General features: G+C 64.4%; 11 protein-coding genes. All 11 read left to right on the top strand.

The annotated features are described in order from the left end of the window. Positions 1-126 precede the first annotated feature (126 nt). The 11 genes from hemA to KUW00_RS17640 all read left to right on the top strand — a co-directional run bounded on the left by hemA (position 127) and on the right by KUW00_RS17640 (position 12,257). Positions 127-1,392, top strand: a complete 1,266-nt coding sequence (hemA, locus tag KUW00_RS17590; protein WP_045995161.1) for a glutamyl-tRNA reductase — start codon at positions 127-129, stop codon at positions 1,390-1,392. A 54-nt stretch (positions 1,393-1,446) separates the two neighbouring features. Continuing rightward, positions 1,447-2,538: a peptide chain release factor 1 gene (gene prfA, locus KUW00_RS17595; protein ID WP_222569715.1), complete on the top strand. Its 1,092-nt coding sequence runs from the start codon at positions 1,447-1,449 to the stop codon at positions 2,536-2,538. Further along, a complete protein-coding gene (prmC, locus tag KUW00_RS17600) occupies positions 2,538-3,416 on the top strand; it encodes a peptide chain release factor N(5)-glutamine methyltransferase (protein ID WP_222569716.1) in 879 nt (292 codons plus the stop codon). The genes prfA and prmC overlap by 1 nt, the downstream gene beginning before the upstream one ends. A gap of 169 nt (positions 3,417-3,585) precedes the next feature. Further along, complete coding sequence (locus KUW00_RS17605; RefSeq protein WP_045995158.1) at positions 3,586-4,086, top strand: Lrp/AsnC ligand binding domain-containing protein; 501 nt, start codon at positions 3,586-3,588, stop codon at positions 4,084-4,086. Between the two features lie 6 nt (positions 4,087-4,092). Further along, on the top strand, positions 4,093-4,866 hold the full coding sequence (locus KUW00_RS17610; protein ID WP_222569717.1) for a HesA/MoeB/ThiF family protein: 774 nt from the start codon (positions 4,093-4,095) through the stop codon (positions 4,864-4,866). Then, the gene (locus KUW00_RS17615) at positions 4,863-5,777 is read left to right on the top strand and encodes a LysR family transcriptional regulator (RefSeq protein ID WP_222516634.1); all 915 of its coding nucleotides are present in this window, start codon (positions 4,863-4,865) and stop codon (positions 5,775-5,777) included. The genes KUW00_RS17610 and KUW00_RS17615 overlap by 4 nt, the downstream gene beginning before the upstream one ends. A gap of 66 nt (positions 5,778-5,843) precedes the next feature. Continuing rightward, positions 5,844-6,857, top strand: coding sequence for a LacI family DNA-binding transcriptional regulator (locus KUW00_RS17620; RefSeq protein ID WP_222569718.1), 1,014 nt, complete (start codon positions 5,844-5,846; stop codon positions 6,855-6,857). Positions 6,858-7,295: 438 nt separating this feature from the next. Further along, positions 7,296-8,897, top strand: a complete 1,602-nt coding sequence (locus tag KUW00_RS17625) for a sodium:solute symporter family transporter (protein WP_222569719.1) — start codon at positions 7,296-7,298, stop codon at positions 8,895-8,897. A 266-nt stretch (positions 8,898-9,163) separates the two neighbouring features. Further along, complete coding sequence (gene hisD, locus KUW00_RS17630; protein ID WP_222569850.1) at positions 9,164-10,474, top strand: histidinol dehydrogenase; 1,311 nt, start codon at positions 9,164-9,166, stop codon at positions 10,472-10,474. Next, positions 10,471-11,232 (top strand): SDR family NAD(P)-dependent oxidoreductase, encoded by a 762-nt coding sequence (locus KUW00_RS17635; protein WP_222569720.1) that lies wholly within the window; start codon positions 10,471-10,473, stop codon positions 11,230-11,232. Before hisD ends, KUW00_RS17635 begins: the two co-directional genes overlap by 4 nt. Positions 11,233-11,297: 65 nt before the next feature. Next, the gene (locus tag KUW00_RS17640; RefSeq protein WP_222569721.1) at positions 11,298-12,257 is read left to right on the top strand and encodes an ester cyclase; all 960 of its coding nucleotides are present in this window, start codon (positions 11,298-11,300) and stop codon (positions 12,255-12,257) included. Position 12,258: the final 1 nt, after the last annotated feature.

Raw genomic sequence — 12,258 nt, forward strand, 5'->3', positions numbered from 1 at the left:
TGGAGAGTCTTGGCAAAGGTCAATGCCCGGGGGAGCGAGGTCAGAGCTGCCTATGGTAGGATATGCGCCTTGCAGGAGCGGCCTGGTTGGCCGCTCCGGACATCATCTGATGAAGACGTCGAACGCATGACCCTGCTTGCCCTTGGCATCAACCATCGAACCGCGGCCGTCGAGGTGCGCGAAAAGGTGGCCTTTGGCCCCTCGCAACTCACCCGGGCGCTCTCCGAGCTGCGCGCGCTGCCGAGTGTGCATGAGGCTGCGGTGCTGTCGACCTGCAATCGCACCGAGCTTTATTGCGTGACCGAGTCGAGTGGGGAGAGCGAGGTGCTCGACTGGTTGAGCCGGTTTCATGCATTGCCCCGCGAGGACCTCTTGCACTGCGCCTACCACTATCTGGAAGGCGACGCCGCGCGCCATCTGATGCGCGTCGCCGTGGGGCTCGATTCCATGGTGCTGGGCGAACCCCAGATCCTGGGCCAGCTCAAGGATGCCTACCAGGCGGCCAGGGACGCCAGCGGGCTCGGCGGGGAGCTGGAGCGGCTCTTCCAGCATACCTTCGCGGTGGCCAAGCAGGTGCGCACCGAGACCGCCATCGGCGAGAACCCTGTCTCGGTGGCCTACGCGGCGGTCAGTCTGGCCAGTCGAATCTTCGACGATTTCTCGCGCGCCAGGGCGCTGTTGATCGGTGCCGGCGAGACCATCGAGCTGGTGGCGCGCCACCTGCATGAAGCCGGGGTGCACCAGTTGACGGTGGCCAACCGCACCCGCGAGCGGGCCAGTGCCCTGGCCGGCAGCCTGGGCGGCCAGGCCATCAGCCTCGACGAGATCCCCGTCGCCCTGGAAAAGGCCGACATCGTCATTTCGTCCACCGCGGCGCCCTTGCCGATTCTTGGCAAGGGCATGGTCGAGCGGGCGCTCAAGCGTCGCCGCCACCGTCCGGTGTTCATGGTCGATATCGCCGTGCCGCGCGACATCGAGCCAGAGGTCGGCGAGCTCAGCGACATCTTCCTTTATACCGTCGATGACCTGCACGAGGTCATCGAGGAAAACCGACGTCACCGCCAGGTGGCGGCGGACCAGGCCGAGGCGCTGATCGAGCACGGCGTGGCCCACTGGCACAAGGAACGCCGGGTGCGCGGGGCCGGCGAGGTGATCCGCGACGTGCGTGCCAAGGGTGAACGGCTGCGTGACGAGGCCCAGACCCAGGCGCTGGAGCGCCTGGCCAAGGGTGAGGATCCCGAGGCCGTGGTGCGTCGCCTGGCCCACCAGTTGACCAACCGCCTGATGCATCAGCCCACCCTGGCCCTGCGGGGTGCCGCCGCCGATGAGCGCCAGGACCTGCTCGAGGCTGCCGTCGAACTGCTGCTGGGCGAGCCCGAGTCCCGGAACTAGCCGGGCCTGGCTTGACCGCAATGCGCCTTCTTACATGATTTCAAGGATTTGCCGATGAAAGCTTCTCTGCGTGAGCGCCTCGATGCCTTCGTCGACCGCTTCGAGGAACTCTCTGCCCTGTTGTCGGAGCCCGACGTGATCAGCGATCAGCCACGTTTTCGCGACTACTCCCGCGAATACGCCGAGCTCGAGTCGCTGGTCGACGCCTGGCGCCGCTATCGTGGCGTCGAGGAAGACGTGGCCACCGCAGAGCAGATGGCCGAGGACGCCGACGCCGACATGCGCGAGCTCGCCCAGATGGAGCGCGAGGAGGGCGTGGCCAAGCTCGAGGAGCTGGAGGCCGAACTCAAGCGTCTGCTGGTGCCCAAGGATCCCGATGATGGGCGTAACGTCTTTCTCGAGGTGCGCGCGGGAACCGGCGGTGACGAAGCGGCGCTGTTCGCCGGCGACCTGTTTCGCATGTACTCGCGCTACGCCGAGAACCAGGGCTGGAAGGTCGAGGTGGTCAGTGCCAGCCACGGCGAGCAGGGCGGTTACAAGGAAATCATCTCGCGGGTGAAGGGCGAGGGCGTCTACGCCCGGCTCAAGTTCGAGTCCGGTGCCCATCGCGTTCAGCGGGTTCCCGCCACCGAATCCCAGGGCCGTATCCATACCTCGGCCTGCACCGTGGCGGTGATGCCCGAGGCCGATGAGGTCAGCGATATCGACATCAATCCAGCCGACCTGCGGGTGGACACCTTTCGCTCCAGTGGCGCCGGCGGTCAGCACGTCAACACCACCGACTCGGCGATCCGCATCACCCACCTGCCCAGCGGTGTGGTGGTGGAGTGTCAGGAGGAGCGCAGTCAGCACAAGAACCGGGCCAAGGCGATGTCGCTGCTGGCGGCGCGGCTCAAGCAGTCGGCCCAGGACAGTCAGCGCCAGGAGCAGGCCGACGCCCGTCGCTCGCTGGTGGGCTCCGGCGATCGCAGCGAGCGCATTCGTACCTACAACTTCCCCCAGGGGCGAGTCACCGATCACCGCATCAACCTGACCCTGTACAAGCTCAACGAAGTGGTCACCGGCGACGGCCTCGACGAGGTCATCGACCCACTGATCCACGAGTATCAGGCGGAGCAGCTCGCCGCTCTGCAACAGGACGGCTGATGCGCTGTGATGTGCTGATCGCCCGGGCGACCCGCCGCCTCGAGGCCGCCGGCAGCCCGACGCCGCGACTCGACGCGGAGGTGCTGGCCATGGCGGCGATGAAGGTCGACCGCACCTGGCTCTACACCTGGGGCGACAAGCCCATGGCGACGCTGGCCCGGGCCCGCTTCGAGGCCTGGGTGGCGGCGCGTGCCCAGGGCATGCCGGTGGCCTACCTGACCGGTGAGCGCGAATTCTGGGGGCTGGCCCTGGCGACCTCGCCCAGCACCCTGATTCCCCGGCCCGATACCGAGACCCTGGTGGAGGCCGCGCTGGCCCGGGCCGATACCAAGAGCGATGCCAAGCCCGATGCCAGGAGCGACGCCCACACCGGCGCCTTGCTCGACCTGGGCACCGGCACCGGTGCCATCGCCCTGGCGTTTGCCAGCGAGCGCCCCGGCTGGCGGGTCGAGGGCGTCGATCTGTCCCCTGAGGCGGTGGCACTGGCGCGGCGCAACGCCGAGCGACATGGTCTGGCGGTTCGATTTCGCCAGAGCGACTGGTTCGATGCGCTCGATGACGAGCGCTTCGATCTGATTGTGGCCAACCCGCCCTATATCGACCCGCAGGATCCTCACCTGGGGCAGGGCGATGTGCGCTTCGAGCCAAGCTCGGCGCTGGTGGCCGCCGACCATGGCCTGGCCGATCTGTTTGCCATCGCCGAGCGCGCCCGGAGCTTCCTCCAGCCGGGCGGCTGGCTGTTGATGGAACACGGCTACGAGCAGGCCGAGCGGGTGCGAGAGCATCTTGAAGCGCTGGGCTATGTTCGCTGCGACAGCGTGCATGACCTGGGGGGCCACCCTCGGGTGACGCTGGGGCAGTGGGGCATGCAACGTTGAAGCAGGGACTGGAGTCTGTTGGGGGCATGTGATACTGATTATCAGTAAAATGTTTTGCCACCAAGCGATTGGGCGCGAGAGATTGTCGTGAAATGCTTTGCGACCAGGCCTTTTTGGTCGATTCTTTCCTTGCGTGCCCCTCGCCGTCAGACCAGCGTTCAGGACCACAATGAAAACCAAGAACCGCTCCCTCGACCGTATCGATCTGAAGATTCTGCGTTGCCTGCAGGAAAACGCCCGGGTGTCCTACGTGGACCTCGCCGCCCAGGTGGGGTTGTCCACCACGCCGTGTCTGGAGCGCGTCAAGCGCCTCGAGCGCTCCGGGGTGATCCGTGGCTACAAGGCGATCCTCAACCCGCGCATGCTCAAGGCCAATCTGCTGGTGTTCGTCGAGATCAGCCTGGAGACCCAGTCCCCGGCGGTGTTCGATGAGTTCCGTCGTGCCGTGTCGAAGCTGCCGCAGATCCAGGAGTGCCACCTGGTGTCCGGGCAGTTCGACTATATTCTCAAGTGCAGAATTCCCGAGATGTCCGCCTATCGTCAGCTGCTTGGCGACGTGGTGCTGACCCTGCCCGGGGTCAAGGAATCCAAGAGCTACGTGGTGATGGAAGAAGTGAAGGAAGATTTTGCCCTGCACGTGCCGGATATCGAAGAGTTCGAGGACAAGTGAGTTTTCATGAATGACCAGGACCTGCTGCGCTACAGCCGCCAGATCATGCTTCCCCAGGTGGACATCGAAGGCCAGGGGCGCCTGCTGGCGTCGCGCGCACTGATCGTCGGTGCCGGTGGCCTGGGCTCGCCGGTGGCGCTGTACCTGGCCGCCGCCGGAGTCGGACAGCTGACCATCGCCGACGCCGATGTGGTCGAGATATCCAACCTGCAGCGCCAGATCGCCCACCAGGAGCAGGACCTGGGACGCAACAAGGCCCAGTCGGCCGCCGACTCTGCCATCGCCCTCAATGCAGGCTGCCGGGTCAGCGCCATCGAGCGCCATCTGGACGCCGAGGGGCTGGTCCAGGCGGCGCGGGAGGCGGACGTCATCCTCGACTGCACCGATCGCTTTTCCAGCCGCTACGCCATCAATGCGGCCAGCGTCGCCGCCGGGGTGCCGTTGGTCTCCGGCGCTGCGATCCGCTTTTCCGGGCAGTTGGCGGTGTTCGACCCGCGTGACGAGACGAGTCCCTGCTACGCCTGCCTGTATCCGCCGGATGATCAGGGCGACGAGGCCCTGTCCTGCGCCGAGAGTGGCGTCATCTCGCCGCTGGTGGGGCTGATCGGCTGCTTCCAGGCGCTGGAGGCGGTCAAGCTGTTGTCCGGGGCCGGCAGGCCCCACCGGGGGCTTGCCACCTTCGACGGCCTGAGTGGCGAGTGGCGTCACTATCGGCTGGGGCGCGATCCACGCTGTCCTGCCTGCGCAGACCGGGGGCGGTCCGGCGGAGCAAGCGCGTGAGCCGGCAGAGCCCGGTCACCGACTTCGATATTCGTCTATTGCGGGTGTTCAAGGCGGTGGCCGAGTGTGGTGGATTTTCCGCCGCCGAGAACGAGCTTGGCATCAGTCGTTCGGCCATCAGCCTGCATATGGGCGACCTGGAAAAGCGCCTGGGGCTCAAGCTTTGTCGGCGGGGGCGGGGCGGCTTCGCCCTGACCGAGGAAGGCCGTGAGGTGCTGGAAGGCGCCCGTCGTCTGCTGTCGGGACTGGAAGCCTTTCGCACCGAGGTCAATGCGCTGCACCACAGCCTGCGCGGCGAACTCAATATCGGCATCACCGATACCCTGGTCAGCTCACCCGAGATGCGTATCACCCATGCCCTGGCAAGCCTCAAGGCTCAGGGCCCAGAGGTGCGCATCAACATGCACATGGACCCTCCCGGCGAGATCGCCCGGGGGGTGCTCGACGGACGCCTGCATGTCGGTGTCGTTCCGGCGGTCAACCTGCCCGCCAGCGTCGATAGCCAGGCGCTCTACAGCGAACGCTCCGGGCTTTACTGTGGCCGGGGGCATCCGCTGTTTGCCGAGCCATCGACGGCGCTGGAGGCGCTGGGCGGATGGCAGGCGCTGGGGCAGTGGGACGCCGTGGTACCGTCCTATCCGCTGTCGGAAGCCGGCCGTGAGCGCCATGTCGGGCTCAAGCCCAGCGCCACCGCGTCCGACCGGGAAGGCGCGGCCTTTCTTATCCTGACCGGGGCCTACATCGGCTATCTGCCGGATCACCACGCCAATCTCTGGGTCGCGCAGGGACGACTGCGCGAGCTGTGTTCCGAAAGCGCCGCCTACGAGACGCCGTTCGTCGCCATCACCCGCCGTGACCGCCGCCCCCATCGGGTGCTGGAAGCCTTTCTGGCGGCGCTGGGGGAGCATTGAGACGCGCCTTGAGGTCTCGATGCTGTTAGTCTGAGTACGTATGCAGAAATGATTGAGTCGTCAACGATGAAACAAAGGCCGGCGGTAACCTCGAAGGAAGTGGCAAGGCTGGCGGGGGTCTCTCAGTCCGCCGTAAGCCGGTGTTTCTCCCCCAATGCAAGTATTTCCGAGAAGACTCGGGAAAAGGTATTGCGCGCGGCACAGGAGCTGGGCTATCGGCCCAATACGGTGGCGCGCTCGCTGATCATGCGATCGACACGGACGATCGCCCTGGTGCTGTCCTCGCTGGACAACATGTTCTACCCAATGGCGGTGCAGATGGCGTCTCAACGGTTCCAGGATGAGGGCTACCATCTGCTGTTGTTCGTGGTTCCGGAAAGCGACGATTTCCCGGGAGTCATGGACCGTATCCTGCAGAGCCAGGTGGACGGGATCCTTATGCTGTCGGCGCTGTTGACCTCGAGCCTGGCCAGAGAGTGCGTGAACGCCGGCGTGCCGCTGGTGCTGCTCAACCGCGGCGTCGATATCGAAGGAATTGGCCAGGTCTACAGCGACAACTACCACGGTGGTTACTGGGCTGGCAGCTATCTGGCCATGGGTGGGCACCGGAATATCGCCTTTGTCGCCGGTGTCGAGCGTTCGTCGACCAGCCGGCGTCGCTTCGAAGGCTTTAGCGATGGGCTGGCGGCCCACGGGCTCAAGCCCCACGCGGTTGTCCATGGCGACTACGACTTCGAGATGGCACGCCAGCAGACCCGTCGATTGTTCGCTGAAACCGTCGTGCCCGACGCCATCTTTGCCGCCAGCGACCATATGGCGGTGGCGGTGCTCGAGACCTTGCGCCATGAACTCGGTAAGCGGGTCCCGGAGGACGTGTCGGTGATCGGCTTTGACGATACCCCTGTTTCTGCCTGGCCAAGCTATTCGCTGACCACCGTTCGCCAGCCCATCGATCAGATGATCGAGGTGGCGACCTCGCTGCTTATGCGTCAGATTCATGAGGGCGGAGGAGCCGAGAGCCGTGTACTGCCGGTTATTCCAGTACTGCGCGAGACCGCCCGGCGGCCCGACTCGGCCTGATTGCGATGCCAGTCCTTGCGCAGGAACCTGGCTAGCCCCGTGGTGTGAGATGCGTCGCTGCGTTCTGTCCTGATCGCCGCGCGAGGCCTATAGGGAGCTTACCGCTAGCCCCTGCAGGTTGTGCTGTCGTTTAGCGATATTCATTTTGCTGTCTTCCTCCGAGTTCCCTTTCCCCGAATTGGCTTTCCCCAAACTGCCGTTCTCTGAGTAGCCGGCCATTGATCATGGTGAGCCCTGGCTTGCCTGCGTTTCTGTTGCACTGCAGCTCAGAGATATCTCTAGAAGATGCTGTCTTTGACGCATTGCATGCGTATGCAAATAGTGCCAGCCTCAGACGTAGGTACCGGCGGCTGATCGATCACTGTCCCGACGCTGCCGGCAACGACAAGCACTGCAACAAGCACAACAACAAGCACAACAACAACGACGGTAACCGCCATGGAAAATCTGGGAGCGCTGAACTGGTCCATCGTGATCCTGTACCTGGTCGTCAACCTGGTGATGGGGTCCATGCTGAGCAAGAAGATCCACACCGCCGAAGACTATTATGTCGGCCAGAAGACCACTCCCTGGTGGGCCATCGGGCTCTCGGTGATGGCCACCTATGTCAGCGCCATGTCCTTTCTGGGCGGGCCGGCCTGGTCGTACCAGAGCGGTCTGGGGGTGATGATGATCCAGATCAACTATCCCCTCGTGGTGTTTCTGGTCATCACCTTCTTCCTGCCGTTCTTCTACAACAGTGGCGTGGTCTCCATCTACGAGTACCAGGAGCGTCGCTTCGGCAAGAAGGCCAGGGCGGTCATGTCGATCATCTTCATGATGACCCAGACGCTGTCCTCGGCCGCGGTGCTCTACGCCACCGCGCTGGTGCTGAGCTACATGACCGGCTTTGACGTGGTGCACGCCATCATCGCCATCTCCCTCATCGCTCTGGTCTACACCATGATGGGGGGGATCACCGCGGTCATCTGGACCGACGTGCTGCAGGCGCTGATCCTGCTGGTCGGCGCCATCATCATCCTGTTTGCCTTGATCGACAGGATGCCCGAATCGCTGTCGCTGACGTTTGATGCGCTGCGCGACCAGGACAAGCTCAATATCCTCGACTGGTCGCTGGACACCAAGGTCACCGCCACCGTGTGGTCCGGGGTGATCGCCATGACGCTCTATCACACCACCGTCTACGGCACGAACCAGATGGTCGTGCAGCGGGCGCTGGCGGCCAGAAATATTGGCGATGCCAAGAAGTCGTTCATGCTGATGGGGTTCGGGGCCTTCTTTATCTACTTCATGTTTCTGATGATGGGGGTGCTGTTCTACAGCTACTACGGCGGTCGCGAGTTCGACAACAGTAATACCATCGTGCTTGAGTTCGCCGCCGAGTACGGCATGCCGGGGCTGCTTGGCATCGTCGCTGCGGCGGTGGTGGCGGCGTCGATGTCGAGTCTCGACTCCGCCCTCAACTCCCTGGCCACGGTCACCACGGTGGACTTCTACGAGAAGTATCTGCGTCCTGGTGCCAGCGGCGAGCACTACCTCAAGGCATCGCGCTGGTTCACTGTGCTGTGGGCGGTGCTGATCGTCGGTCCGGCCATCGCCTTCGCCGGCAATCAGGGTTCGGTGCTGGAGCTTCTGACCAAGGCGGGGTCCTTCTTCGTCGGCGCCAAGCTCAGCATGTACGCGCTTGGCTTCTTCTCGCGGGACACCACCGAACGCGGGCTACTGGTTGGCGTTGCTGCCGGCTTCGTCGCGGTGTGGGCGGTCGCCGTCTGGACCGACATCAGCTGGCCCTGGTACTGCGCCATCGGCGCCTTTTTCAATGTGGTGGTGTCGCTGGGGGCCAGCCGCCTGCTCGACGGTCGCCAGTCAGAATATTCCCCCTACACCGTGAAAGGCCAGCGGGCGCTGTTTGCCCGGGAAGGGTGGCCGATCACGGAGGGCGGCTGGTCGCTGCTGCCCGGGAAGGTGGACTCGCCGGCGTGGCTGTTGATTGTCTTCTTCTTCATCACCATGGGATGTCTGGCGGTGCTGTCAGCGTAGCGATCACACCCTCCGCGGGGTGCGTTCGGCTATGGGTTTGGCTGCTGTATGCCACGCCGTCACATTCCACCAAAGTCGGGGGTAGCCTGGTTTGCATTCGTATGCAAAAAGGGTCAGTCTAAGAAGCATCAAATGACATGCAAGTGATCGCGCTGGTCGAGCAACTCTGCCCCTGGCCGCCCTTTATCGGCGATCTCGATCCGCGTATCGCGTCACACCCGACAGTAACCCACAACAATCCACAACACGCCTTGACCGGAGCCCCCATGATTCGACATCTGAAGAACGCCACCAGCCAGGAAGCCCGCGCCGAAGCCGATCGCAAGGTGAGGGAGGTGGTGGAAACCACCCTGGCATCGATCGAAGCCAACGGCGACGCGGCCGTGCGCGAGTTGTCCGAGCGCTTCGACAACTGGTCGCCGACAAGCTTTCGCCTGAGCGATGACGACATCCAGGCTGCCATGGCCGAGGTCTCTCCCCAGGCGCTCGAGGACATCCGGTTCGCCCAGGCCCAGGTCAGGAACTTTGCTGAGGCCCAGCTGGCCTCGATGCAGCCGGTCGAGGTCGAGAACAGCCCCGGCGTGATCCTGGGTCACAAGCATCTGCCGCTCAACGCCGTCGGCTGCTATGTGCCGGGCGGCGCCTATCCGATGGTGGCGTCTGCCCACATGAGTGTGCTGACCGCCAAGGTCGCCGGGGTCAAGCGAGTGGTAGCGGCGGCGCCGCCTCACAAGGGCAAGCCGCATCCCGCCATCGTTGCCGCCATGCACCTGGCCGGCGCCGACGAGATCCTGGTACTGGGCGGGGTCCAGGCGGTGGGGGCCATGGCGATCGGCACGGAGACCATCGATCCCGTCGACATGCTGGTCGGGCCGGGCAACGCCTTCGTGGCCGAGGCCAAGCGCCAACTGTTCGGCCGGGTCGGCATCGATCTGTTCGCCGGTCCCACCGAAACCCTGGTCATCGCCGACGACAGCGTCGACGGACTGTTGTGCGCCACCGATCTGCTGGGTCAGGCCGAGCATGGCCCGACCTCGCCGGCGGCGCTGCTGACCAACTCCGAGACTCTGGCTCGCGACACCGAAGCGGCAATCGCGACGCTGCTCGAGAAACTGCCGACCGCCGACATCGCCCGTCAGGCCTGGGACAGCTACGGCGAGATCATCGTCTGCGACAGCCATGAGGAGATGCTCGAGGTGGCCAATGACATGGCCTACGAGCACGTCCAGGTGATGACCGAGAACGCCGACTGGTACCTCGACAACATGACCAACTACGGGGCGCTGTTCCTGGGGCCGCGGACCAACGTGGCCTATGGCGACAAGGTCATCGGCACCAATCACACCCTGCCGACCAAGAAGGCGGCGCGCTATACCGGCGGCCTGTGGGTGGGCAAGTTCTTGAAGACCTGCACCTACCAGCGCGTGGTCAGCGACGAGGCATCGGCACGCATCGGTAGCTACTGTTCACGGTTGTGCGCCCTGGAGGGCTTTGCCGGACACGGCGAGCAGGCCAACGAGCGAGTCCGGCGCTACGGTCATCAAGAGGTTCCCTACGCCGGACAGGTGGCACCGTGAGCGAGCTTTCTCTGCCATCGACACCGAGTTTTCGTCTGGAAGGCAAGCGGGCCCTGGTCACCGGGGCCAGCAAGGGGCTTGGGCTGGCCTGCGCCTGTGCCCTGGCCCAGGCGGGGGCCGCGGTGACCCTGGTGGCCCGCCAGGCCGATGAGCTCGAGCGGGTGCGCGCGGCACTGTCCGACGCCGGTCATCGGGTCGACTGCCTGGCGCTGGACGTCACCGACCTCGACGCCGTACAGCGTGCCCTGGCGACCCAGGCGTTCGACATCCTGGTCAACAATGCCGGTACCAATCGTCCCAAGCCGCTCGACGAGATCAGCGTCGACGACTACGACAGCGTCATGAACCTCAACGTCCGCGCTGCCTACTTTCTGGCTCAGACGGTGGCCCGGCGGATGCCGGCCGGCGGCTCGATCATCAATATGTCGTCGCAGATGGGGCATGTGGGCGCGGCCAACCGGACCCTCTATTGCGCCTCCAAGGCGGCGATGGAGGGCATGACCAAAGCCATGGCGGTGGAGCTCGGGCCGGTGGGGATTCGTGCCAATACCCTCTGTCCCACCTTTGTCGAGACCCCCATGACGCGTCCCTTCTTCGAGCGTCCAGGATTTCGTGATGAGGTGCTGGCCAAGATCCCGCTGGGCCGTCTGGGGCAGGTGGAAGACATCATGGGCCCGCTGGTCTTTCTTGCCTCTGCGGCCTCGGCGCTGGTCTCCGGCAGCGCGCTGATGGTGGATGGCGGCTGGACCGCCCATTGAGCGCACGGTCTTTCCCGCGCGCAGCGATGGTATCAATGAAATGCCTGGAACAAGGAGACGCATCGATGGGACTGCAGGGATTCGACAAGCGTTTCTGCGACCTTCGCGACTATATCCTGACGATCACCGAGGAAATCTGGGAAGGGCGGGGTATCGATCTCATTCGTCACTACTACAGCGAGGACTGTCCGGTGAAAACGCCAGCCGGAGCCTTTCGCGGGGTGGAAAAGGTCGTTCAGGGCACCCTGGCCACCCTTCAGGAGTTTCCCGATCGGACCCTGCTCGGTGAAGACGTGATCGAGGGCGGGCCGGTGTCCGGTTGCTACTACTCCTCCCATCGCATCCTGTCTCAGATGACACATATGGGAGAAGGGCAGTTCGGCTCGCCCACCTGGCGCAGCGCCGAGGTGATGACCATCGCTGACTGTCTGTGCCAGAACAACCGGATCGTGGATGAGTGGCTGGTCAGGGACCAGTCCGGCCTGGCGCTTCAGCTAGGGGCGTCCCCGATGACACTGGGGCAGGCGCTGGCGACAACGGCCGATTGGCCCGATGCCGAGGCTCTGGTGGAGCGCTGGCGGGGAGCCCAGGGCGACCTTGATATTGACAGCCTGGGTGAAGTGGCGCAGCGCTACCGCGATCTGTGGCAGGACGCCTGTCTCGACAGGCTCAGGCGAGGCTATTCCCGTGCGATCGACGCCAAGGTGCCGGGCGGACGACATCTGCGTGGATTGACCCAGCTCGAGTCATTCTGGTTCGAGATGAAGGCTGCCTTCCCCGCGGGGTGCTATCGCATACATCACTATCTGGATCGAGAAGAACCGGGGATGCCCCGGCGGGTGGCGCTGCGCTGGTCGTTGCACACGCGCCATCTGGGAGCAGGTCGTTTCGGTCAGCCGAGCGGCGCCGAGGTGGTGCTGCTGGGTATCACCCACGCCGAAATCGTCCGAGGTCAGGTCCTGCGTGAATGGCACTTGCTCGACGAGATTGCCATTCATGCCCAGATCGCCCATCAACAACGCTGAG

Source organism: Halomonas sp. DP5N14-9 (assembly GCF_019802175.1).
Classification (GTDB): domain Bacteria; phylum Pseudomonadota; class Gammaproteobacteria; order Pseudomonadales; family Halomonadaceae; genus Halomonas; species Halomonas litopenaei.